This window comes from Microbacterium testaceum, assembly GCF_029761935.1.
In the GTDB taxonomy this organism is placed as follows: domain Bacteria; phylum Actinomycetota; class Actinomycetes; order Actinomycetales; family Microbacteriaceae; genus Microbacterium; species Microbacterium testaceum_A.
Window position 1 is genome coordinate 1654919 of sequence record NZ_CP121699.1, and the last position, 24161, is coordinate 1679079.

Annotated in this window: 15 protein-coding genes; 4 read left to right on the plus strand and 11 right to left on the minus strand. The window is 70.0% G+C overall.

Annotated features, from left to right (window positions below):
• Positions 1-22: 22 nt before the first annotated feature.
• From QBE02_RS08120 to QBE02_RS08145, 6 genes are all read right to left on the minus strand, one after another.
• Positions 23-988 carry an AAA family ATPase gene (locus tag QBE02_RS08120; RefSeq protein ID WP_279367814.1) on the minus strand — a complete coding sequence of 322 codons (966 nt, stop codon included), beginning with the start codon at positions 986-988 and terminating at the stop codon, positions 23-25.
• Between the two features lie 49 nt (positions 989-1037).
• On the minus strand, positions 1038-6989 hold the full coding sequence (locus QBE02_RS08125; RefSeq protein WP_279367815.1) for an Ig-like domain-containing protein: 5952 nt from the start codon (positions 6987-6989) through the stop codon (positions 1038-1040).
• Positions 6986-8122 carry a serine/threonine-protein kinase gene (locus QBE02_RS08130; protein WP_279367816.1) on the minus strand — a complete coding sequence of 379 codons (1137 nt, stop codon included), beginning with the start codon at positions 8120-8122 and terminating at the stop codon, positions 6986-6988. Before QBE02_RS08130 ends, QBE02_RS08125 begins: the two co-directional genes overlap by 4 nt.
• Positions 8123-8223: 101 nt before the next feature.
• Positions 8224-8886 (minus strand): hypothetical protein, encoded by a 663-nt coding sequence (locus QBE02_RS08135; protein WP_056226214.1) that lies wholly within the window; start codon positions 8884-8886, stop codon positions 8224-8226.
• Positions 8887-8954: 68 nt separating this feature from the next.
• Positions 8955-9437 carry a hypothetical protein gene (locus QBE02_RS08140; RefSeq protein ID WP_279367817.1) on the minus strand — a complete coding sequence of 161 codons (483 nt, stop codon included), beginning with the start codon at positions 9435-9437 and terminating at the stop codon, positions 8955-8957.
• Positions 9438-9447: 10 nt separating this feature from the next.
• Complete coding sequence (locus tag QBE02_RS08145; protein ID WP_279367818.1) at positions 9448-10539, minus strand: ABC transporter; 1092 nt, start codon at positions 10537-10539, stop codon at positions 9448-9450.
• 119 nt (positions 10540-10658) lie between these two features.
• Between QBE02_RS08145 and QBE02_RS08150 the strand changes: the two genes are divergently transcribed.
• Entirely contained in the window at positions 10659-11246 is a 588-nt protein-coding gene (locus QBE02_RS08150; RefSeq protein WP_279367819.1) for a hypothetical protein, read from the plus strand.
• A 21-nt stretch (positions 11247-11267) separates the two neighbouring features.
• Here QBE02_RS08150 and QBE02_RS08155 read toward each other — a convergent pair whose 3' ends face one another.
• The 5 genes from QBE02_RS08155 to QBE02_RS08175 all read right to left on the minus strand — a co-directional run bounded on the left by QBE02_RS08155 (position 11268) and on the right by QBE02_RS08175 (position 22105).
• Positions 11268-11867 (minus strand): hypothetical protein, encoded by a 600-nt coding sequence (locus QBE02_RS08155; protein WP_279367820.1) that lies wholly within the window; start codon positions 11865-11867, stop codon positions 11268-11270.
• A gap of 182 nt (positions 11868-12049) precedes the next feature.
• Entirely contained in the window at positions 12050-15925 is a 3876-nt protein-coding gene (gene rpoC / locus QBE02_RS08160; protein ID WP_056226200.1) for a DNA-directed RNA polymerase subunit beta', read from the minus strand.
• A 56-nt stretch (positions 15926-15981) separates the two neighbouring features.
• Complete coding sequence (locus QBE02_RS08165; protein WP_056226197.1) at positions 15982-19479, minus strand: DNA-directed RNA polymerase subunit beta; 3498 nt, start codon at positions 19477-19479, stop codon at positions 15982-15984.
• Positions 19480-19751: 272 nt separating this feature from the next.
• On the minus strand, positions 19752-21341 hold the full coding sequence (locus QBE02_RS08170) for a 5-oxoprolinase/urea amidolyase family protein (protein WP_279367821.1): 1590 nt from the start codon (positions 21339-21341) through the stop codon (positions 19752-19754).
• Between the two features lie 11 nt (positions 21342-21352).
• On the minus strand, positions 21353-22105 hold the full coding sequence (locus QBE02_RS08175) for a 5-oxoprolinase subunit PxpA (protein WP_279367822.1): 753 nt from the start codon (positions 22103-22105) through the stop codon (positions 21353-21355).
• A 41-nt stretch (positions 22106-22146) separates the two neighbouring features.
• Between QBE02_RS08175 and QBE02_RS08180 the strand changes: the two genes are divergently transcribed.
• The 3 genes from QBE02_RS08180 to QBE02_RS08190 all read left to right on the plus strand — a co-directional run bounded on the left by QBE02_RS08180 (position 22147) and on the right by QBE02_RS08190 (position 24154).
• Positions 22147-23013, plus strand: coding sequence for a spermidine synthase (locus tag QBE02_RS08180; RefSeq protein ID WP_279367823.1), 867 nt, complete (start codon positions 22147-22149; stop codon positions 23011-23013).
• 94 nt (positions 23014-23107) lie between these two features.
• Positions 23108-23635, plus strand: a complete 528-nt coding sequence (locus QBE02_RS08185; protein ID WP_056228266.1) for a hypothetical protein — start codon at positions 23108-23110, stop codon at positions 23633-23635.
• 30 nt (positions 23636-23665) lie between these two features.
• Positions 23666-24154 carry a SprT-like domain-containing protein gene (locus QBE02_RS08190; RefSeq protein ID WP_056226188.1) on the plus strand — a complete coding sequence of 163 codons (489 nt, stop codon included), beginning with the start codon at positions 23666-23668 and terminating at the stop codon, positions 24152-24154.
• Positions 24155-24161: the final 7 nt, after the last annotated feature.

Consider the following 24161-nt stretch of genomic DNA (forward strand, 5'->3'; position numbering starts at 1 on the left):
GACGCCACGGGACGCGCCACCGTCAGGCGCTCTCGCGCTGCGAGGGCGGCTGGGTGTCGAGGAGCACCTGGCCGATGACGGCCTCTTGGGTGACCCCGTCGAACTCGGCTTCGGGATGCAGGATGAGCCGGTGCGCCAGCACCGCCACGGCCAGGGCCTTGACGTCGTCGGGGGTGGCGTAGGTCCGCCCCTGCGACGCGGCACGGGCGCGCGTGGCACGCGTGAGGGCGAGGGCCCCGCGGATGCTCACGCCGAGGCGGACCTCGTCGGCCGTGCGGGTGGCATCCACGAGACGCGCGATGTAGTCGAGCACGAGCGCGTCGACGTAGACGGATGCCGCGAGGTCGGCCATTCCGACCAGGGCCTGCGGCGTGATGATCGCGTGCAGCTCGGCCGTGGCGACGGGCGCACCGTCGAGGATGCGGACGGTCGCCGCGTGGTCGGGGTACCCGAGCGAGGTGCGCAGCAGGAAGCGGTCGAGCTGGGCCTCGGGGAGACGGTAGGTTCCCGCCTGCTCGACGGGGTTCTGGGTCGCCAGGACGAGGAAGGGCACGCCCACCTCTCGAGAGACGCCGTCGATGGTGACCTTGCCCTCTTCCATGACCTCGAGCAGCGCCGACTGGGTCTTGGGGCTCGCGCGGTTGATCTCGTCGGCCAGGACGATGTTCGCGAAGATCGGGCCGGTGTGAAACTCGAAGGTCCCCGTCTTCTGGTCGTAGACCGTGATGCCCGTGATGTCACCGGGGAGGAGATCGGGGGTGAACTGGATGCGCGTGTTCGTGCCCTGGACCGACGACGCGACCGCCCGCGCGAGCGAGGTCTTGCCGGTGCCGGGGACGTCCTCGAGGAGGACGTGGCCGTCGCTGAGCATGGCGGTGAGCACCAGCTCGACCACGTGCCGCTTGCCGAGAACGGCGCGCTCGACGTTGTCGGCGATCTGCGAGAAGGTCTGGGAGAACCAGGTGGCCTGCTCCTGGGTGATCGTCATGTCGAAATCCTTCGGTGGGCGAGAGCGGGAATGGGGATGCCGGGAGGGCTCAGGACGAGGGCTTCGGGGCGGAGGCGCTGGGCTTGCATTCGCCGCCGAAGTCGGTGGACGCGGAATCGAGGTTCCAGCCTTGAGCGGACCAATCGACGGAGACGCGGATTTTGTCGACGCTCGCGGCCTCGGCGGGGACGTCCGTTGCGGCCGCACCCTCGGCACGCGGGAGCTGATTGCCGTTCTTGTCGAAGTAGCGGGCGTTGTCGTAGTTGAAGGTGACCTTGGCTTTGTCATTGCTCGAGGAGCCGTTCGCGGAGAGGGTCTTGCCGCCCTCGCAGCTCGCCACCTTCCATGACGCCTGGACCTGGTAGGGGGCGCTCCCACTCGCAGGTGTCACGGCGCCGTACTGCGACTGGGTACCCCACACCTGATGCTGGAAGTACACCTGGATCTCCGGGTCGCGGTCGAAGATCGAGTTACCCGGACCCCAGTTGACGAATCTCTTGTCGTTGAAGCGCGGCGGCGGATCGCCGTCGTTGATGCGGTCGATGTACCACCGTGCTTCATTGCCCTTGATCGTCTCTTTCGCTCCGACCCGGAAGGTGTACCCCTTCGGCGCCGCCTTGCTCTGCTCGGCGTTCACCTGCTGGTCCAGGCTCACCGAGCCGTACGACCGGCCGTTGAACCACGACTCCGCGCACATCGTGAACGTGTACGTCTCGCCGTCGCCGAGAGCCGTGAACTTCTGCGAGTCGCCGCCGCTGCGGGGAATGCAGGGCAGACCCTTCTGCACGATGTTGAACCGCACCTCGGAATCCGTGCCGTTCTGCTGCGCGGTCGCGCGGGCGTCGACGGTCGAGGTGCCGTTCCCGTTCGAGGTCGAGGTCAGCGTGAGGGTCGGATTGGTCGGTGCTCCGACGCCGTGCGCCGTGCCGACGTACTGGTTGCCCGCCGAGGCGCCACCGAGACCCGGCGGCACGGTGAAGCGCGAGATCGGGGTGACGGTGACCTGCGTCGACGAGTTGGAACCCACGCGGAAGCGGGCGACCTGCACGACCTCCTGGTTGCGGCCGACGCTCACCTGGATCTTGTCGCCCGCGGCGCTCGCGATCTCGAGGGTCCCCGTCTCGGCGCTGTCGACGCCCTTGATGACGAGGTCGGCGAGGTTTCCCTCTCCCCCGGTCTGCGTCGGCGTGAAGTCCATGCCCTGCGGTGCGTTCGGCGGGCGGTACGCCCACCCGGTCGTGCGCACGGCCGTCTTGGACTCGCCGACGCTGTTCACCGCGGTCACGACGTACTCGCGCTGTTCGCCGTTGGGAGCAGCGATCGGCGGACAGGTGCCGTCCGCGCCGCACTGGCCGACGACCGCGCCGTTGGACCGCACGGTGAAGCCCGAGATCGCGGGGTAGGCGCGTCGCGCCTCGCCCGGGTCCACGCGGAGGGTGAGCGAGCCGTCGGCGTAAGCGGTCTGTCGCACGCTCCCCGGCGGGCGCGGGAACCCGAGCAGGTCGAGCACCACGCGGGCGTCGCGCGTCGACGCCGTCGTGCGCCCCTGCGCGTCGCGGAGCGTGACGCTCGCGCTGCAGGTGGCGCCGGGGGCGTCATCGCTCCACGAGGCGACGATGCCCGAGGCCGAGGCGACGCCGAAGCTCACGCCGGCGCAGGCAGCCGTCGGGCGCACGTCGACGACCTCGAGGGGCGTGCGCGGCAGCGGGTTGACCTCGCCGCTCGTGCCGACGACACCGATCGTGCAGCTCGAGCCCGAGGCCTGCGAGCACTGCTGCGACGTGGTGCCTCCTTGCGGAAGGGTCGAGGGAGCAGCACCCACGCGCAGCACCAAGCGGGCCGGGGCGACCGCGTTGTGGCTCGTCACCGAGATGATCGCGGCGTTCTCGGTGCCGGGAACGGAGCGGTCGTTGCCGGTGACGGTCACGATCGACCCGTCGAGCGACACGCCGAAGGCGGATCCGCCGTAGTCCAGCGCGTAGCGGATGCCGTCCCAGTCCTCGCGACCCAGCTGCCAGCTCGTCATGTTGCGCAGATCGAAGGTGGCCGTCTCGCCGGGCCCGACCGTCAGGGCTCCCGGCTTGAGCTCGGGCTGAGGGTCGCGCGCGACGACGCCGATGGGCACCGACACCACCGTCCACTCCTCGGTGCCCGCGATGCGCACCGGCACCTGGCAGGCATCGGTGTACGGGGAGCCGGCGCCGGCGTCGTAGCGGACGACCGTCCCCGTAACGGAGCACCGTCCTTCGGCGCGCACCCCGGTCGCCGAGACATCGGTGCCGACCTCGAGCGTCGCCCGGCGCGGGAGCGCGACGAGCCCTGCCATGTCGAACTCGACCGAGGCGAGCTCGTCGACGCGCTGAGCGGCGCCCGGGCGCAGGGAGAGACTGAGGTCGTCGTCACCGGGGATGCGCAGGAACGCATAGGTGGTCACGTCGGAGTCGCCGACGCGGCCGGTGATGGCGAACGGGATCACGCGTCGCGTCGCGGGCAGGGTGCCCGAGATCTGGCGACCGTTCAACGTGACGTCTGCGGGCGTGCCCCACAGCGAGACGTCGAGGTCGCTGACGTCACCGCCGGACCACGTTGCTTTGCCCGCGAGCACATCGACGCCGGAGGTGAAATCGTCGCGGTTCTCGACCGTCAGCACGGTGTCGGTGACGACGGGATAGTCCGGCACGTTCTCTCTGACGACCTTGACCACGATGAGACCGCGGCCGGTGTTTCCCGAGTCGGAGGCGACGTCGTAGAGGAACGACATCGTTCCCGGCTGTTCGCCCGCCTCGATGACGACGCCGGTGTCGGAAACCGCGTCGATGTATCCCTTCAGGCGGGCGTACTCAGGGTTGTCGCTCTCGTCGACGAGCTTCTCGGGCAGGTCGGGACGGACGCCGGTGAGCGTGAGCCGCCCCTGCGTGGGGTCGATGTCGTTCGCCAACGGGCTCACGCGGATCGTACGGTCAGCGCCGGCCTGCACCTGCACGTAGTCGGTGAAGGTGATGGGGCTGGGGTTGGCCTGCGCGTCGAGCACGCCGATGCGGACGGTCCCCTCGCCCGTCGCTCCCGAGGAGTCCGAGACGCGGTACCGGAAGGACACCTGACCACGGTCACCGGGGACGGAGGAGTACAGGATGCTGGACCCGTCCGGCGAGATCGAGGCGGTGCCGCGGTTGGGCTGCGCGACGATCCGGTCGAGCGTGACGGCGTCACCGTCGGGGTCGACACCGAAACCCTTGAAGTCGATCGAGGCGGTGCCGCCGCTGAGGACGCGGCCCTCGAGGGTGTCGGGCAGGGGGGCGCGGTTCGCCTCTCCGCCCAGGACCGTGACGTGCACGGTCGCTTCGTCCCAGAGAGCCGGAGTACCGGTCGTGTAGACGCGGTACGTCACCTCGTACGAACCCGGCGTCGTCGGGGCGAGATAGCGCAGCACTCCCCCGGAGGTGAAGGCGAGGGCATCGCTGGCCGGTTGGGTCTGCACGCTCGAGGGGTCGAGCGTCGGGCGTCCGCCCGCCGGCGAGATGTCGTTGTCGAGGACGGGGATGTCGATCTGCGCGCCCACGCGCACCGTGACGTTGTCGTCGACCGCGATCGGAGCGATCTCGGGGGCCGGCGGGAGCAAATAGACCGTCGCCTCACCCGTCACCCGCGAGCCCTCGTCGTCCGTTCCGTCGCTGACGGTGTACGCGACGGTGCCGAGCAGCCCCGCCGAGCCGTCGGCGGTGCTGCCCGAGACGCGTAGGTCGTTCTGGCCCACGGTGTCGACGGTGAGCGAGGCGCCCTCCTGGGCCGTCCCGGCCACGTCGCTGAGCAGGAGCACGCGACCGGTGGGATTCGACACCGCGCTGAAGACGTCGAGCGTGGCGTCCTCCTGAGGTCGGACGAACGCGACGACCGGGGAGGTCGCCAGCTGCGCCGGCGCGTCAGCGGGGAGCAGGGTGATGCGCGCGGTCCCCGTCGCGTCGCGACCCCCGCCGTTGACGGTGAAGTCGACGCGGTAGACGCCGGGCTGGTTCGCCGAGAAGTCGAACGTGGTGCTGCCGCCGACCACCGTCGCGGTGGCGGTGGCGTCGTCGAGGACCCGGACCGAGGTGAGGCTGACATTGCCGGCGGTCCCGGTCACGTGGGGGCCCACATCGACCGCGACCGACGACCCGACCGTGTCGATCTTCGCGAAGGACTGGACGGCCAACGTGGGATCGGGAGCCACGCGGATGACGAGGGGCTTGGTCGTCACGGCCCCCTCGGTGTCGGCCACGGTGACGTCGAGCTGGATGTTCTGCTCTCCGCCCGAGCCGTCGTCGGCGTGCTGGTAGACCACATCTCCCGCGGGGGTCGCGGCGACCGTGCCCACGCCGCCGGGGTTGTCAACCGAGAGCAGCAGCAGCGGGTCGCCGTCGGGGTCCACCCAGCCGGGCAGGACGGGGACCGTGATGGTGCCGCCGCGAGCGACCTCGGGGGTCGGCCACGGCTGCAGGCACTTGTCGACGCCACACCACACGGGTGCCGCGTTCGACGAGGGCGCCGAGACCGAGAGGGTCACCGAGGCGGGGGCGGAGTTCAAGCCATCGGCGGCGGTACCGTCGGTGACCGCGTACGAGAAGGTGGCGCTACCGGTCGCGCCCGGTGCGACGCGCACGGCGAGACGCTGACCGGCGTCGGTCACCGTGAGGGTTCCGAAGCCCGGATCGAGTCCCGTGACGCTCTCGGCGATGATGCTGAGGACGTCCTCGTTGGGGTCGTGGTCGTTCAAGAGCACGGGGAGCGTCGTGAGACGACCGGGCCGCACGCCGAACGAATCGGGTTCGGCGATCGGCGGCTTCGGGTCGAGGACGACGCTCAGCTTCTCGTCGCTCTGCACGGCGGTCTGCTCGGTGCGGTCGTCGAGCGACCAGTTCTGGCTGGACGCGACGAGGGCCCCGTCGGGCACGGTCCAGACCCACCCCGTGCGCGTCTCGTTCAGGATCACGGCGTGGTCGGTCGCGACGAAGACCGGCCGCCGCTGGTCGGGCATGGTCGCTCCGCCGTAGTCGAGGTCGGTCTCGCCCTGGTCGGAGCGCCACAGCGTGCCGCGTGCATCCCCCGGCAGGAGCCAGGCGGCGTACGCGACGCCCTGGTGCGACAAGGGGCGGGCCGGCTGACCGAGGACGTTGCCGCCGCCGCCGACCTCGCGCCGGGGCTCGGAACCGTCTGCCGGGATGCTCCATAGCGACTGGTCGTCGGCCACGTACACCGCGCGTGCGTCGGCGTCGGCATCGGCGACCACGAGCTGATCGCCCGCGTCGATGGTGACGGGGTCCGCGCCGCGCACCCACACTCGCCCGGCGTCCGCGTCGACGAGGACCCAGGTGTCCCCGGCCGCCGACAGGACAGGAGCCGCGACCTCGGCCTCGAGCGCGTCGCGGCCGCGCAGCTCGTCGGCATCGATGTCGTACCGGATGACCGAGCCGTCGGCGGAAGAGTAGGCGAAGAGCATGCCGCGGGCGTCGAGGGCGATGGCATCCGCGGTGTAGGACGGCGCGTTCTCGTCCTGCGAGGTGTCGAAGGGGTCGAGCTCGGTGGGCTTCTGCCCCGCCTGACTCAGGCGGCTCGCGAAGAGCGTGCCGGTGTCGGTGCGATACACCGCGTAGTCGCCCGCCGTGACCACCGATGTCGTACCGGGCGGGGTGTCGGGGGCGGCCTCGAGCTGATCGTCGGACAGGTCGACGGGCTGGGCCTCGTTGATCCGGGTGAGCTTGCTGAAGCTGTCGGTGAAGAGGTAGGCACCGTCACCGCTCTGCACCACCTGGCTGGGGTTGCCCGCCGTGCGCACGGTGTCGAGTTCGCCGACGGTGGTGTTCACGCGGGCGTAGCGCTGGCCGTCACCGGTCTGCAGCGCCCACACCGACGTGTCGACCTCGGGGGTCTGCTGGGCGTCCAGACCGGGCCACACGATGCTCGCCGTGATGACGAGGGCGGCGGCGGCGAGGGTCGAGGCCAACCCCGCGATCGTCGAGCGCTTCATCGGAGGACTCCCGTGGCGAACAAAGCGGCGACGACGACGGCCCCCGCGGTCACGAGCGTCGCCGAGGCGAGAATCCACGGCAGCGCCTTGGAGCCGGTCGAGGCCGGCGCGGCGATGTCGGTGTCTTCGTCGCGGACGTAGCCCGCCATGCCGGAGGTACCGCGGAGCTTGCGCCCGCCCTCGCGCTCGATGCGCGACCGCGCCGGGCCCCGCAACGTCCCGTCGGCGAAATCGACCGCCCGCGCGGCGGGCGCCCACTCGGCGGCGGGGACCTCGAGCGGTGTCGAGGGCAGGCCGGTCTCGACCTGGACGGCCTGGATCGCCTCGCCGAACTCACGCGCGCTGGCATACCGGTCGGCGGGGTTGCGGGACATCGACTTCGCGAGCACCGCCTGCAGCGAGGCGGGGACGTCGCTGCGGGTGATGTCGGTATAGGTCGCGCGGGCGATGCGGCGTCGTAACTGCTCGCGGGAATTCTGCCCCTTCTCGCGTCGTTCGAACGGGCTCTGCCCCGCCAGCAGCGAGTAGATCGTGGCGCCGAGGCTCCACACCTCGCTCGACACGGTTCCGGCCGTCTGCTCGGCGACGACCTCGGGAGCGCTCCACGGCACCGACATGGCCAGCATCTCGTCCGCCCCCTGGCGCACGAGGGACGAGGAGATACCGAAGTCGGCGAGGACGGGGGCTCCGAACGTCGTCACGAGGATGTTGCTCGGCTTCACGTCGCGGTGGATGAGTCCCGCGTGGTGCGCCGATTCGAGGGCCCCCGACATGCGGACGCCGATCGAGAGGACCTCGGGCACGGGTATGCGCTCGACGCGGTAACGCTGAGCGAGCGAGCCCGGGCAGAACTCCATGACGATGTACGGCCGGCCGTCGGCCGAGATCCCCGCCTGGTAGACGGTGACGATCGAGGGGTGGGCCGAGAGATGGGCGAGGACGTCGGCCTCGGCATTGAACATGCGCAGCAGATCGGCGTCGCGCACATCGCTCGGAAGCACCTTGACCGCGACGTCGCGGCGCGGCATGTCCTGTCCGTACAGGAAGACGTCGGCGAATCCTCCGGACCCCAGCGGTCGGATGTACGCGAGCCCGGGCAAGATGGGCGGTGAAGACGGCAGGCGCTGCGGCATCGAGCCCCCTCCCCCTGAGACGCGTCCGCGACTCGATAAGCGGACAACCCGTTGATGCTAACAAAAGCGCGGCCTCCCGCCGTGCCCTTGTGAACAGAGCTTCAGGATGCCGGAGGCTCCACGTCGCGCGGGTCGAACGGCGCATCGAGCGAGCGGGTGAGGTCGTCCAGCAGCGCGGCGATCTGCGGCTCGACGAATTCCGCCACCGCCGCCTGGATCCGGAGGCGGTGATGGAGGAGGATCGTGCACACTTCGCGCCCGATCATGTTGGCGTAATCGTCGGCGAGGCCCACCTCTTGTCGCAGCGCCGCCTTCGCGGCATCCGACAGCGGGGGAAGAGCGGGGATGGCCGCATCCTCTTCGGCCGCGAGGCCCGACAGGGTGAAGAGGAAGGGCGATCCGGGCTCGGGGTCGGGGTCGAGCGGCATCCCGTCGAACTCGGGTTCGAGTCCCTCTGCCGGACGGTAGGAACGTCGTCGGTTGCGTTCGGCCTGCTGGTCGAGCTCGGCCTGCAGCATCGGGAGGTTGCGGGACGTGTACTCGGCGACCGCATGATCGACGATCGCCTTCACCCGCGTCGACAGGCCATGCTGCACCCCATGCGGGACATCGGACCCGAGGCCCGCGGCCGACAGGACCGGCGAGCCGAAGCACCGACGGCACGGAGCGACACGTCCGCGGTGGTTCGCGGGCTCCCACCGGGGCAGCCAACGGAGCCAGGCGTCCACCGCCTGACCGACCTGGCTCTCGAGCGACCGCTCCACGCCCCTACGCTAGCCCGACACGCCCGGGAACACGCGGATGCGGGCGGACCCGCGCGTCACGGGTCGCATCACGGGCCCTCGTCCTCGTCTTCCCAGCGCCAGCGCGGGCCTGTCGTGCGAGCCCGCACGAGCAGGATGCCGAAGAGTCCCGCGAGCACAGCCGCGCCGGCCACCACCGGACCGGGGAATCCCAGGGCGACGCTTTGCGCCGCGGCGACGCCGCGAACCGGATCGGCCCCGCTGACGAGAGCGCCGAGCACGACCCCGAGCACTTCACCCAGATAGGCCGCGATGGCGCACGGGACGGCGGTCAACCAGCCGGGCGGATCGGTCCGAAGGCCCCACCACAGCGTCGCCGCGAATCCCGCGAGGGCCAGCACCTGACCGATGACGCCGGGGATCGCGCCGAGACCGCGGACGGGGATGACATCGGCATCGACGACGAGGCTCGTCACCCCGAGGCCGCCGATCGAGAGGGCGATGAAGACGACGGACGCGAAGACGACAGCGACCGGCGGGGAAACCCCCGCCGGTCGCTGTTCGTTGGTCATCGACTCCGGCTCAGCGCTGCGAGAGCTGCGGACCGGCCTCGAGGGTGCGCTCGTACTCGCGCTGGGCTTCGGCGTTGATCTCGGTCACGCGGCGACCGCGTGCCGACACCCACGAGCCGAACCAGATGGTGAGTTCGCGGCCGAGGACGAAGGCGACGATCGCGAGCGGGGCGAGGACGTTGTTCTGGAGCAGTTCGACCGACTGGCGGGGGGAGATCTCCCAGAACGGCGCGGCGAAGAGGGCGCCGAGCAGGTGCCCGGCCCAGGCCACGACACCGACGACGAGACCCCAGACCACCCAGTGACCCCAGCGCCCACGGTTGATCAGGGCGCCGAGGAACCAGAACCCCAAGTAGAACGCCACGGTGGGCACCCACAGGTCCCACGTGGCCAGCGCCGAGAGGGCCGCCTGACCGAGGTCGGCGGTGGCGGTGCGGCCGGTCAACAGCCCCAGGCCGAGAGTCGCGGCGAGATACAGCACCGCGAAGACCAGAGCGGCGAGAAGGCCGATGGCACCGGCCGCACCCCGGTTGTTGCGGGGACGAGGGGCTTCGGGCGCCTGCACGAAGATCGGCTGCGCCCCGCCCACCGTGCGGGTGGGCTCTTCGGCGACGGGAGCGGCGGCGGCCGCGGCGGCGGCACCGGCGGCGGGGTACGCCGTCGTGCTCGCGTCGTCGTAGCGCGACGACGCGGTCGTGTCGTCGTGACGGACGTCGTCGCGGCGGACGTCGTCGCGCGCCGGCTCCGCGGAGGCGGCGTACGCGGCCCAGCGGGCGTCTTCGTCCTCGAGGTCGACCGACCCGGAGGACGCCGTGGACCCCTGCGGGGCGACCGGCGACGCGTCGTGCACGACGGGAGCCGCGTGCTCGCTGCGGGCCGTCGTCGGAGCGGAGGTGGCGTGCTCGCGCGCCTCACGCTCGTCCCACGCGGCTTCGGCCGCCGCGGGGTCGACCGCGTCGCGGCGGGCGGCCTCGGCATCGGCGAGACCCTCGTGGGCTCGGCCGACGACATCCTGCGCTTCGTCCTTCGGCTCGACGACGGGGTCGCCGTACGAAGCCTTCGGTTCAGCGACGGGGTCACTGCCCGACGTGTTGTCGCTCATGGGGTCTCCTCACGCGGTGCTTGCGGCGCAAGGCTAACCCGGGTATCCCGCGGCATCGTGCAGGCGTGCCGTGGGATGTCCTTCTCGACCGTATCGGTGGGGCGGCTTAGGGTGTTCCCATGTCCCGTCGCCTGCTCCGTCCGGCCGTCGCAGCGGCTCTCGCCGGCGCCACCCTCCTCGCGGTGAGCGCGTGCGCCCCCGCCGCAGACGACGCCGCGCCCACCCCCGCGGCACCGGTCGTGTCGGCCAGCCCGACCCCCATCCCGACGATCACCCAGACGGCACCGGCCGTCCGCATCCCGGCCGACTGCCGCTCGATGCTCTCGACCGACGTCCTGGCTCAGCTCGGCCAAACTCCGTTGAACGACCCCGCGCTCGGGCCCTCGGGCGTGCAGTCCGACGGCTCGCTGATCTGCATCTGGCGCGATCCGGCGGCGGACACCACAGGCCTCGTCACGCACATCTCGCGCATGGACCGCGGCCCCGCGCTCGACATGCTGAACGGTCTCGTCGACACCCAGGGCTTCAGCTGCTACACCCCCGACGCGGGGACGCGCTGCGAGAAGACCTGGATCAACCCGACCTACCCCGTCAACGACGGTCGGACGCTCTACTGGCGCGACGGCGTGTTGATCGACACGCAGTACTCGAACCTCGCCCCCACGGGATACACCGGCAGCATCATCGCCTCCGTCTTCGGCGGCTGACCCCGCGAGGGGGCTCCCCCGTCACTCGCCGTAGAAGGCGTGGGATGCCACGATCGCGGCGTACCCGTCGGGCATCCACCCGGAGAGCGTCGACGACACCCACCGGTCGGCACGCAGATCGTGGACCTCGAGGAGCTCGCCCGAGGCGCGTTCGCAGTGCGTGGTGTCGGCCGCGACCGAGCACGTGAAACCCTGTGCGGCGAGCGTGGTCGAGACCGCTGCGGCCCCCTCGGGCGTCACCGTCGAGACGGTCGTCTCGATCGAACGCCCGGCTTCGCCCCGCCAGTGGCAGGTGATCACGACCGTCGGAGCGGCGGCGGCGACCGCCTCGGGCGTCGACGCCGGCGCGGTACGCCGCTGGGAGAGCAACGCCTGCGGAGACCACACGAGGGAGGACCACAGCGGTTGCGAGTACAGGTGTCGGCAGTCCGAAGCCGGCGCGGGAGGGGTGGTCTCGACCGCCGCGTGCCGCCCCGTGGCGGCCCTCAGCGTGTCGCCCACGAATCCCACGGCCATCGGCACGCCGGGGGTGGCGATGACCACCAGAGCGGCGACGGCCGCCGCGCACAGCAGACCCGCCGGCCATGCCAGCCATAAGCTGCGTCCCCCGATGCGGGCCATGCGTCCCTCCACCACAACGGTAGGCGCACCGAGGTGCCTCCCCCGCGCCTCGACACGCCGCGAGCACGAGGAAGGCCCCCGGCGTGAGCCGGGGGCCTTCGGGGATCAGGATGCCGCGCCGGGGCGTGGCATCCCTCCCGTCGAGACCGGGAGGACGGGCGACCCGCCCTCCCGAGCCTCGATCAGTTGTATGTGCCGGGCGTGAAGTCGTCCGTCGAGAAGCTGTCGAAGTCGACGTAGCTCAGGTCGGCGTCGCTGTACGCGCCGTCCGAAGCGAAGATGCGGTTGGGGTACCGCTCGCTCTTCGCCTCTTCCGTCGCCTCGACCGTGACGTTGCGGTACTTCGCAAGTCCGGTTCCGGCGGGGATGAGCTTTCCGATGATGACGTTCTCCTTGAGGCCGACGAGCGGGTCGCTCTTGCCCTCCATGGCCGCCTGCGTCAGGACGCGGGTGGTTTCCTGGAACGATGCCGCCGACAGCCACGACTCGGTCGCGAGCGACGCCTTCGTGATACCCATCAGCTCGGGACGACCCGACGCGGGACGCTTGCCCTCGCCGACCGCCTCGCGGTTGATGGTCTGGTAGCGCTTGAAGTCCACCAGCTCACCGGGCAGCAGATCGGTGTCGGCGTGATCGACGACAGTGACCTTGCGGAGCATCTGTCGGACGATGACCTCGATGTGCTTGTCGTGGATCGGCACACCCTGCGAGCGGTACACGCCCTGGACGCCGTTGACGAGGTACTTCTGCACCTCGCGGGCACCCTGCACGCGCATGACCTCCTTGGGGTCGAGCGTTCCGACCTGGAGGGGCTCGCCGACCGAGACGTGCTGGCCGTCCTCGACCAGGAGCGTCGCGCGCTTCAGGACGGGGTAGACCACCGGCTCGTCGCCGTTGTCGGGCGTCAGGATGACCTTCTTGGCCTTGTCGGTCTCGTCGATCGTGATGCGGCCGTCGGCCTCGGCGATCGGCGACGCACCCTTGGGGGTACGGGCCTCGAAGAGCTCCTGCACACGGGGAAGACCCTGCGTGATGTCGTCCGCCGAGGCGGAACCACCGGTGTGGAAGGTACGCATCGTCAGCTGGGTACCGGGCTCACCGATCGACTGGGCCGCGATGATGCCGACGGCCTCGCCGATGTCGACGATCTTGCCGGTGGCGAGCGAACGGCCGTAGCACTTCGCGCAGACACCGACCGCCGAGTCGCAGGTCAGGACGGAGCGGACCTTGATGGTCTCGACACCACCCGCGACCAGCTTGTCGATGAGCACGTCGCCCACGTCATCGCCGGCCTCGGCCAGCACGGTGCCCTGCGCGTCGACGACCGCCGTGGCGAGCGTACGAGCGAACACCGAGTTCTCGACGTTGGCGTCCTTGACCAGCGAACCGGTCGAGTCGGCCGCGGCGATCGGGAGCTCGAGACCCTTCGACGTGCCGCAGTCCTCCTCGCGGATGATGACATCCTGCGAGACGTCGACCAGACGACGGGTGAGGTACCCCGAGTCGGCCGTACGGAGAGCCGTGTCGGCCAGACCCTTACGGGCACCGTGCGTCGCGATGAAGTACTCGGCGACCGACAGACCCTCGCGGTACGAGGAGATGATCGGACGCGGGATGATCTCACCCTTGGGGTTGTTCACCAGGCCTCGCATACCCGCGATGTTGCGGATCTGCAGCCAGTTACCACGGGCGCCCGACGAGACCATGCGGTTGATGGTGTTGTCGGCGGGGAAGTTGTCCCGCATAGCCTTCTGGACCTCGTCGGTGGCCTCGGTCCAGATCTTGATGAGCTCCTGACGACGCTCGGCGTCGGTGGTGAGACCCTTCTCGTACTGGCCCTGGACCTTCGCGGCCTGCTTCTCGTAGCCGGCGACGATCTCGGCCTTGTTCGGCGGGGTGAGGATGTCGCTCAGCGCCACCGTGACACCCGAACGGGTGGCCCAGTAGAAGCCGGCGTCCTTGATCCGGTCGAGCGATGCTGCGACCTCGACCTTGGGGTACTCCTCCGCCAGCTTGTTGACGATCTGCGACAGCTTGCCCTTGTCGGCCTGCTCGCGAACGAACGGGTAGCCCTTGGGGAGCGTGTCGTTGAAGATCGCCTGTCCGAGCGAGGCGTCGACGAGACCGTGCACGTCGTAACCCTCGGGCGCCTGGCCCTCGAGGAACGTCAGGCCGGGGATGCGGATGCGCGCCTTGGCCTGCAGGTCGAGGGTGCCCTCGTCCTTGGCCAGGATCGCCTCGCCCACGGAACCGAACGCGCGGCCTTCGCCCTTCGCACCCTCCTTGAGGGTGGTGAGGTGGTGCAGACCGATGATCATGTCCTGCGAGGGCAGGGTCACCGGGCGACCGTCCGACGGCTTCAGGATGTTGTTCGAGGCGAGCATCAGCACGCGCGCCTCGGCCTGGGCCTCGACCGACAGGGGCAGGTGGACGGCCATCTGGTCACCGTCGAAGTCGGCGTTGAACGCCGCGCACACGAGCGGGTGCAGCTGGATCGCCTTGCCCTCGACGAGCTGGGGCTCGAACGCCTGGATGCCGAGGCGGTGCAGGGTGGGTGCACGGTTCAGCAGCACGGGGCGCTCGCGGATGATCTCCTCGAGCACGTCCCAGACCTCGGGACGGTAGCGCTCGACGGCGCGCTTGGCGGCCTTGATGTTCTGCGAGTGACCGAGGTCGATCAGGCGCTTGATCACGAACGGCTTGAACAGCTCGAGGGCCATCTGCTTGGGCAGACCGCACTGGTGGAGCTTGAGCTGGGGTCCGACGATGATGACGGAACGGCCCGAGTAGTCCACGCGCTTTCCGAGCAGGTTCTGGCGGAAACGACCCTGCTTTCCCTTGAGCATGTCGCTCAGGGACTTCAGGGCGCGGTTGCCGGTACCGGTGACGGGGCGACCACGGCGGCCGTTGTCGAACAGCGCGTCGACGGCCTCCTGCAGCATGCGCTTCTCGTTGTTGACGATGATCTCGGGGGCACCGAGGTCGATCAGGCGACGGAGGCGGTTGTTGCGGTTGATCACGCGACGGTAGAGGTCGTTCAGGTCGGAGGTCGCGAAGCGGCCACCGTCGAGCTGGACCATGGGACGAAGCTCCGGCGGGATCACCGGGACGACATCCAGCACCATCGAGGCCGGGCTCATGCCGGTCTGCAGGAACGAGTTGACGACCTTGAGGCGCTTGATCGCGCGGATCTTGCGCTGGCCCTTGCCCTCGGAGATCTGCAGGTGGAGGCTGTCGGCCTCGGCCTGCAGGTCGAAGGCCTCGAGGCGACGCTTGATCGACTCCGCGCCCATGTGGGCCTCGAAGTACTGACCGAAGCGGTCCTGCAGCTCGTGGAACACGTCGTCCTCGGGCTTCAGGGCGCCCACCTCGAGCGTGCGGAAGTCCTCCCACACGCGCTCGAGCTTGGCGATCTGCTCGTCGGCGTTCTTGCGGGCCGCCGTCATGTCCTTCTCGGCGGCGTCCTTGACCTTCTTCTTCTGGTCGGCCTTGGCGCCCTCCGCCTCGAGGGCGGCGAGCTCCTCCTCGAGCTTGGCGAGGCGGGCCGCGACGCGGGCGTCGCGACGGTCGCCGAGCGTCTTCAGCTCGAGGCGGATGTTGTTCTCCTGCGTGGCCAGGTCGCGGTGACGAGCATCCTCGTCAACCGAGATCACCATGTAGGCGGCGAAGTAGATGACCTTCTCGAGGTCCTTCGGCGCCATGTCGAGCAGGTAGCCGAGGCGCGAGGGCACGCCCTTGAAGTACCAAATGTGCGTGACGGGCGCGGCGAGCTCGATGTGGCCCATGCGCTCGCGGCGGACCGAGCTCTTGGTGACCTCGACGCCGCAGCGCTCGCAGACGATGCCCTTGAAGCGCACCCGCTTGTACTTGCCGCAGGCGCACTCCCAGTCGCGGGAGGGTCCGAAGATCTGCTCGCCGAAGAGTCCGTCCTTCTCGGGCTTCAGCGTGCGGTAGTTGATCGTCTCGGGCTTCTTGACCTCACCGAAGGACCAACGACGGATGTCGTCGGCGGTGGCCAGACCGATACGGATCTGATCGAAAGTGGTTGATTCGAGCACTGGTTCTCCTGTGTCGGAATTCTCTGAAATCTGAGCTGGGTCGCTGAGCTGGAAGCTCAGATCTCGTCGATCGACGAGGATTCGAAGCGGCTGGAGATGTTGATGCCGAGTTCTTCCGCAGCGCGGAAGGCGTCGTCATCCGTGTCGCGCAGGTTCACCGCGGTGCCGTCGGCCGAGAGGACCTCGACGTTCAGGCAGAGCGACTGCATCTCCTTCATGAGCACCTTGAAGGACTCGGGGATGCCGGGCTCCTGGATGTTCTCGCCCTTGACGATGGCCTCGTACACCTTGACGCGGCCGAGGATGTCGTCGGACTTGATCGTGAGGAGCTCCTGCAGCGCGTAAGCGGCACCGTAGGCCTCGAGCGCCCACACTTCCATCTCACCGAAGCGCTGACCACCGAACTGCGCCTTACCACCGAGCGGCTGCTGGGTGATCATCGAGTACGGGCCCGTCGAACGCGCGTGGATCTTGTCGTCGACGAGGTGGTGCAGCTTCAGGATGTACATGTAGCCGACCGAGATGGGCGCCGGGAACGGCTCGCCGGAGCGACCGTCGAACAGCAGCGTCTTACCCGTGGAGTCGACCATGCGGTCGCCGTCGCGGTTGGGGATCGTCGAGTCGAGAAGACCCGCGATCTCGGCCTCGAAGGCGCCGTCGAACACCGGGGTCGCGACCTTCGTGCCGGGGGCGGCCTCGCGAGCCGACTCGGGCAGCTGGGCGGCCCACTCGGGGGTGCCCTCGACCTTCCAACCCTGCTGGGCGATCCAGCCGAGGTGGAGCTCGAGGACCTGACCGAAGTTCATTCGACCGGGGATACCGAGCGGGTTGAGGATGATGTCGACCGGCGTGCCGTCGGGCAGGAAGGGCATGTCCTCGATCGGGAGGATCTTGGCGATGACGCCCTTGTTGCCGTGGCGACCGGCGAGCTTGTCGCCCTCGGTGATCTTGCGCTTCTGGGCGATGTAGACCACGACGCGGCGGTTGACGCCCGAGCCGAGCTCGTCGTCTCCGTCTTCGGCGTTGAACTCCTTGACGGCGATGATCGTGCCCTGTTCGCCGTGGGGCACCTTCAGCGAGGTGTCACGGACTTCGCGGCTCTTCTCGTTGAAGATCGCGCGGAGCAGACGCTCCTCGGCGCTCAGCTCGGTCTCGCCCTTGGGCGTGACCTTGCCGACGAGGATGTCACCGGGGCGGACCTCGGCGCCGATGCGGATGATGCCGCGGTCGTCGAGGTCCTTCAGCAGGTCGGGGCTGACGTTGGGGAGGTCACGGGTGATCTCCTCCTTGCCGAGCTTCGTGTCGCGCGCGTCGACCTCGTACTCCTCGATGTGGATCGACGACAGCGTGTCGTCCTTCACGAGGTCCTGGCTGAGGATGATCGCGTCCTCGAAGTTGTGACCTTCCCAGGTCATGAACGCCACGAGGAGGTTCTTGCCGAGCGCGAGCTCGCCGTTCTCGGTCGCGGGACCGTCGGCGATGACCTCGCCGGCCTCGATGCGCTCGCCGGCCGAGACGACCACGCGCTGGTTGTAGGACGTGCCCTGGTTGGAGCGGTCGAACTTGCGCAGGAAGTAGTCCTGCGTGCCGCCCTCGTCGAGCTGGATGGTCACGACGTCGGCCGAGACCTCCAGGACGACGCCCGACTTCTCAGCCGTCACGACGTCACCGGCGTCGATGGCCGCGAAGCCCTCCATGCCGGTACCGACGACGGGCGACTCGCTGCGCACGAGCGGCACGGCCTGGCGCTGCATGTTCGCACCCATGAGGGCGCGGTTGGCGTCGTCGTGCTCGAGGAACGGGATGAGCGAGGTCGCCACCGACACCATCTGGCGCGGCGAGACGTCCATGTAGCCGATCTCGTCGTTCGGGAAGAGGTCGACCTCGCCACCCTGGCCACGACGGGCGAGGATGCGATCCTCGACGAAGTGTCCGTCTGCCTGGAGGGCGACACCGGCCTGAGCGACGATGTGGTCGCTCTCTTCGCTGGCGGTGAGGTAGTCGATCTGGTCGGTCACCCGGCCGTCGACGACGCGACGGTACGGGGTCTCGATGAAGCCGAAGGCGTTGATGCGGGCGAACGAGGCCAGCGAGCCGATCAGACCGATGTTCGGGCCTTCGGGGGTCTCGATGGGGCACATGCGGCCGTAGTGCGAGGGGTGGACGTCGCGGACCTCGACGCCGGCACGCTCACGCGAGAGACCGCCGGGGCCCAGCGCCGACAGGCGGCGCTTGTGGGTCAGACCCGCGAGCGGGTTGTTCTGGTCCATGAACTGCGACAGCTGCGAGGTTCCGAAGAACTCCTTGATCGCGGCGACGACGGGGCGCACGTTGATCAGGGTCTGCGGCGTGATCGCCTCGATGTCCTGCGTGGTCATGCGCTCGCGGACGACGCGCTCCATGCGCGACAGACCGGTGCGGACCTGGTTCTGGATGAGCTCGCCGACGGCGCGGATACGACGGTTGCCGAAGTTGTCGATGTCGTCGGTGTCGAGGCGGATCTCGGCGGCCTGGCCACCGCGGACGCCGTCGAACGTGACGTCACCGCGGTGCAGGCGGACGAGGTACTTGATCGTGGCGACGATGTCGTCGACGGTCAGGACCGAGTCGCTCAGCGGCTTGTCGAGACCGAGCTTCTGGTTGATCTTGTAGCGACCCACCTTCGCGAGGTCGTAGCGCTTCGAGTTGAAGTAGAAGTTGTCCAGCAGCGCGCGCGCAGCCTCGGCGGCGACCTGCTCGCCCGGACGGAGCTTGCGGTAGATGTCGCGGAGGGCGTCTTCCTTCGTGAGGATCGTGTCCTTGGACAGCGTCTCTTCGATGGAGTCGAAACCGGAGAACTCGGCGAGGATGTCCTCGCTGGTCAGGCCGAGGGCCTTGAGGAAGACGGTGACAGACTGCTTGCGCTTGCGGTCGATGCGCACGCCGACCTGGTCGCGCTTGTCGATCTCGAACTCGAGCCAGGCACCACGCGAGGGGATGACGCGGGCCGACACGATGTCCTTGTCGGAGGTCTTGTCGGGCGTCTTGTCGAAGTAGACGCCGGGCGAACGCACGAGCTGCGACACGACGACACGCTCGGTGCCGTTGATGATGAACGTGCCCTTGTTGGTCTGGAGCGGGAAGTCGCCCATGAAGACCGTCTGGGTCTTGATCTCACCGGTCTGGTGGTTCATGAACTCGGCCTCGACGTACAGGGGGGCGGCGTAGGTCTTGCCGCGCTCCTTGCACTCCTCGATCGAGTACTTCTCCGGCTCGAGGTAGGGGTTCGTGAACGAGAGCTGCATGGTCTCGCTCAGGTCCTCGATCGGCGAGATCTCCTCGAAGATCTCCTCGAGTCCGCTGATCTCGGGGACGTCGGTGCGACCGGCGGCCTGAGCCTCGGCGACGCGCGCCTTCCATGCTTCGTTACCGACGAGCCAGTCGAACGACTCGGTCTGCAGCGCGAGCAGATCGGGAACGGTCAGCTTGTCGGAGATCTTCGCGAACGAGAGGCGAGATGCGCCGCGTCCGCTCTTCGGGGTGGTGGTGGTGGATGCGTTGCTCGCAGCAGCCAAGGGAATAACCTCCAGAAGCCCGGGCGAGGGGCTCGTGATTCCTTGTCGTCAGGTGGAGTGCGTTCCTGCCCCGATAACCTGCACGTCGCACACCGCGGTGAAGCGGGGACGGGCAGGCTCAGCCGACCACCATATGAGGGCAGGGGGAATCGAGGAGCGCAAAGTCCAAGCATACGCGGGAGGACTCGCCGTGTCCAGTCCAATTCTTGACGCGTTCTCGGACCTGCGGTATAACCGCGTGCGCTCGCCCGGCATTCCTCGCTCCCGCCCCGTCAGGCCCGGCGAAACCGCACCCGGTCACCCGGCCGCACCTGTGCGAGAGCGTCGAGGGCGGCATCCGGGATCACCCCGATCACGGGATAGCCCCCGGTCACGGGACCGTCGGCGAGCAGGATCACCGGGCGCCCGTGCGGTGGAACCTGGAGCGCTCCCGGGCACATGCCTTCGCTGGGGAGTTCGTCGTGACGGGTGCGCTCGAGGACCGGACCGTCGAGACGGATGCCGATCCTGTCGATGTCGGCCGACACGGTCCAGGACGCATCGGTCAGCGCATCGACCGAGGCGGGGGTGAACCAGTCCGCCCGCGGCCCCGGCCGCAGCCCCACCTCGAGCACGGCCGGAGGGATGGACCAGGGGAACCCGTCCACCGCGGGCACCTCCCCGGTCTCGAATCCCGCGTGCACGAGGTCGCCGGCACGGAGGGGTCGAGGGCCGAGCCGCGCGAGAACGTCGGTGGAGCGCGAGCCGAGCACGGACTCGGCGACGACTCCCCCGCGGACGGCGAGGATCAGTCGCAGGCCCGCGCGGGCGGGGTCGATCGTCAGCTCCGCGCCCCTCACGAGTCGCACCGGCTCGTAGACGGGGACGCCGCGCCCGTCGACGCGCACGTCGGCGAGAGCACCGGTCACCGCGACCCAGCAGTCGTGTTCGGCTCGCGCCGAGAACCCGCCGAGCGTGATCTCGAGAGCCGCCGCGCTCTCGTCGTTTCCGACCAGACGGTTCGCGATGCGCAGGGCGCCGCGATCCAGGGCGCCCGAGCGGGCCACCCCCAGCGCCGCTCGACCGGGTCGGCCGAGGTCCTGCACCGTGACCAGCGGACCGGAGGCGAGGATGCGGAGCGCCGGGCCGGGCGCCGCCCCGGCGGTCGAGGAACGCGCCCCACCGAGCGAGGATCCGGCGGGAAACGGCGGGGCCGCGGCATCCGGTCGTCCGCTCGTCGGCGGCGTCCTGTCGGACTCCCGCGGCCCGACGACGTGCGCGCGCTCGCGGATCGGGACGAAACGCACGCGGGTGCGGGGCGGGAGGAGCACCGGGTCGACGGCCTCGGGATCGAAGAGGACCGCATCCGTCGACCCGATGAGCCGCCAGCCGCCCGGGGTGTCACGGGGGTAGGCCCCGCTGAACGCCCCCGCGAGACCCACGGCTCCGGCGGGGACGCGAAGGCGGGGTCGGTCGAGTCGAGGGACGTCGAACGGCCAGTCCGCACTCACGAGATAGGCGAACCCCGGCGCGAAGCCGGTGAAGGCCACCGTCCACTCCGCGGCACGGTGGCGCGCGACGAGGTCGTCCGCTCGGATGCCGAGCAGCTCGGCCGCGTCGTCCAGGTCGGCGCCGTCGTACCGCGTCGCGATCTCGACGAGGGGGCCGGGTGAGGCGGCATCCGGATCCCCGGTCGCGGCCGCCCGGACCCACGCGGTGACCGCGGACGCCGAGGTGCGGACCGGATCGAAGGCGATGAGCACGGTGCGCGCCGCGGGTACGAGATCGTCGACGCCGCCGAGCGGATCCGCGGCGAGCGCGGCGTGCAACCGCACGACCGCGGGCAGATCGGCGACCTCGGCCAGCACGGCCCTCTCGCCCATCGCCCGCAGCGTCACCACGGAGCGAGCACCTCGACACCCGCGTCGTCCAGGGCCGCGCGCACGGCCCGCGCCATCGCCACTGCGGCGGGAGTGTCCCCGTGCAGGCACAGCGAGGCGGCCTCGACGGCGAGCCGCGTCCCGTCGACGGCCTCGACCTCGCGGTCGCGCACGAGGAGCACCGCCCGCTCGGCCACGAGGGCCGGGTCGTCGACGAGGGCTCGGGGAGCCCCCCGGGGCACGAGCGTCGCCGTCGCCGTGTACCCGCGGTCGAGGAAGGCCTCGGGCACGAACGGAAGACCCGCGGATGCCGCGGCCTCGGCGATCGCGCCGGGAAGGCCGAGGATCGGGAGCGCGCGTCCGAGCCGCGCGGAGTGGTCGGCCACCGCCGCGACGACCGCGTCGGCCTGCCGTCGGTCGACGGTGACCGCGTGATAGAGCGCCCCGTGCGGCTTGACGTACCGCAGGTCGGCACCGGCCGCGGCGAGCGCGGCGATCTGCCCGATCACACTGGCGCGGAGATCGGCGGAGCCGGGCGAGCGGGCCACGCGACCGAAGTTCTCGCGGTCCTCGTACGAGGGATGTGCGCCGACGGCGACCCCGAAACGCTGCGCCCTCTCGACGGAGGCGCGCATCGCGCCGGCGTCCCCCGCGTGCCCGCCGCAGGCGATGCTGGCGCTGGAGATCACCGCGAACATGGCGTCGTCGTCGGCCGTCGGCACTCCGTCGACGGTCTCGCCCAGGTCGGCGTTGAGATCCACCCGCATGCGGCCACGGTACCGCCGCCCCGAGGGCCTAGCGTGGGTTCATGGCCCGCATGCGCATCGAACCCGACGACGCCCCGACCGCGCGGCTGTCCGACGGCGCCCTCGCCCGCGTCTCGCCCTCGGGGTTCGTGTCGGGATGGGAGCTCGTCGTCGACGGGACACCCCAGTCGCACGTCGACCTCGACGACCCCACGCACCTGCACTTCGAGTACGTGGCGCGCATGGGCGCCGTGATCGATCGACTCCGGATGCCGGGACAGCCCCTCACCGCGGTCCACCTCGGCGCGGGCGCCCTCACGCTGCCGCGCTACGTGGAGGCGACCCGACCGAACTCGCGCCAGCAGGTCATCGAGCTCGAGCCGGCGCTGTGGGACCTCGTGCGCGAGAACCTCCCCCTCCCCCGCGGCGCGTCGATACGCGTGCGCATCGGCGACGCGCGTGCCGGGCTGTCGAGACTGCCGGCGGGACTCTCGGGTGCCGTCGACCTCCTCATCAGCGACGTGTACTCCGGCGCCCAGACCCCCGCCCACCTCACCACCGTGGAGTTCTACCGCGAGGCGGCGGCCCTGCTCGCCCCCGAGGGGGTGCTCCTGGTGAATGTGTCCGACGGACCCGGACTGGCCTTCGCCCGCCGCCAGGTCGCCACGATCCGCGAGGTCCTGCCCGAGGTCATCGTCCTCGCCGAGGTGCAGGTGCTCAAGGGACGCCGATTCGGCAACCTCGTCGTCGCCGCCTCCGCAGCGCCCCTGCCGGTCGAGTGGCTCCCGCGACTGATGGCGGCCGGCCCCCACCCCGCCAAGGTCGCTCAGGGCGCGGAGATCGAGGAGTTCATACGCGGGTCGCGACCGGCCACGGACGCCGATGCGACCGCGTCTCCGAAGCCCTCGGCATCCCTGTTCGAGAGATGATCCCGGCGTCTTCGCCGCCCGACCGCGTGGCGAGGCACCCCTCGACGCCCGTGCGGCGCACACTGGAAGTCCTGCCGGAACGAGAGGAGCGATGGTGAGCTACATCCACGGGTACGACCCCGACACTTTGCGCGAGGTCACCGACTCCCGTGAGTGCGCGGAACGTCTCGAGGAGATCGGTTCCCAGCGCAGCCTCCACGCCCTCCTCGAGCGGGTGTGGCTGCTCAAGGTGCTCGACCGATTCGACGAGGCGCTCGCGATCTCGGAGCAGTCGGTGCGGGTCGCCCGCATGGCCGGCACCCGTCGCGACCTGCTGCGCGCGCGCATCCTCCACGCGACGATCATGCAGTGCCGCGGGGCCTACGCCGCCGCCGAGCAGGAACTCACCATGTGCGCCGAAGAGGCCGAAGGGCAGGGTTGGGCGAGCATCGCCGCCTTCGCCCTCCAGCACCGCGGCAAGGTGCACTACGACGAGGGCGATTTCGACGCCGCCCGCCGCGACTTCAAGCAGGCGCTGTTCCTGCGGCAGAACGCCGGTGCCACCGACGCGCAGCTCGAATCGACCCTGCTCGCGATCGACGCCGCGGAGCGTCGCCGCACGCGCGAGGTCGTCGCGAGCTGAGTGTCGTAGGTCCCTTCTAGGCTTCCGCTCATGTCCGATCTGCAGCGCGTCCGCATCTGGGCCGAGGCGTTGATCGCCCTCCACCTCGATCCGTCGTGGACCTTCGCCTTCGACAACGCCAAGCGGCGCGCGGGCCTGTGCGACTACGGCCGTCAGCGCATCAGCGTCTCGCGCTACCTCTCCGCGCGCTACGACGACGACACGAATCACCAGACGCTGCTGCACGAGATCGCGCACGCCGTCGCGGGCCCGGCCGCGGGGCACGGACCGGTGTGGAAGCGGACGGCACGCGAGCTGGGTTACGTGGGCGGGACGACCCACGCCGGCGAGACCGCCAACGAACTCGCCCCGTGGGTCGGCACGTGCCCGGCGGGCCACGTCGCCTATCGGCACCGGCGTGCGACCCGGCCCACCTCGTGCGCGAAGTGCGCCCCGTCGTTCGACCCGCGTTTCGCTCTGTCGTGGGTGCACCGCGACATCAGCCGCGCGACGCGGCTCGCGGCCTCGACACCCCGCTAGGGCGAGA

What these genes read in the sequence shown, in the direction of transcription:
- QBE02_RS08120 (WP_279367814.1), bottom strand. Translation starts at nt 988, where the DNA reads ATGACGATCACCCAGGAGCAGGCCACCTGGTTCTCCCAGACCTTCTCG.
- QBE02_RS08125 (WP_279367815.1), bottom strand. Translation starts at nt 6,989, where the DNA reads ATGAAGCGCTCGACGATCGCGGGGTTGGCCTCGACCCTCGCCGCCGCC.
- QBE02_RS08130 (WP_279367816.1), bottom strand. Translation starts at nt 8,122, where the DNA reads ATGCCGCAGCGCCTGCCGTCTTCACCGCCCATCTTGCCCGGGCTCGCG.
- QBE02_RS08140 (WP_279367817.1), bottom strand. Translation starts at nt 9,437, where the DNA reads ATGACCAACGAACAGCGACCGGCGGGGGTTTCCCCGCCGGTCGCTGTC.
- QBE02_RS08145 (WP_279367818.1), bottom strand. Translation starts at nt 10,539, where the DNA reads ATGAGCGACAACACGTCGGGCAGTGACCCCGTCGCTGAACCGAAGGCT.
- QBE02_RS08150 (WP_279367819.1), top strand. Translation starts at nt 10,659, where the DNA reads ATGTCCCGTCGCCTGCTCCGTCCGGCCGTCGCAGCGGCTCTCGCCGGC.
- QBE02_RS08155 (WP_279367820.1), bottom strand. Translation starts at nt 11,867, where the DNA reads ATGGCCCGCATCGGGGGACGCAGCTTATGGCTGGCATGGCCGGCGGGT.
- QBE02_RS08170 (WP_279367821.1), bottom strand. Translation starts at nt 21,341, where the DNA reads ATGGGCGAGAGGGCCGTGCTGGCCGAGGTCGCCGATCTGCCCGCGGTC.
- QBE02_RS08175 (WP_279367822.1), bottom strand. Translation starts at nt 22,105, where the DNA reads ATGCGGGTGGATCTCAACGCCGACCTGGGCGAGACCGTCGACGGAGTG.
- QBE02_RS08180 (WP_279367823.1), top strand. Translation starts at nt 22,147, where the DNA reads ATGGCCCGCATGCGCATCGAACCCGACGACGCCCCGACCGCGCGGCTG.
- QBE02_RS08190 (WP_056226188.1), top strand. Translation starts at nt 23,666, where the DNA reads ATGTCCGATCTGCAGCGCGTCCGCATCTGGGCCGAGGCGTTGATCGCC.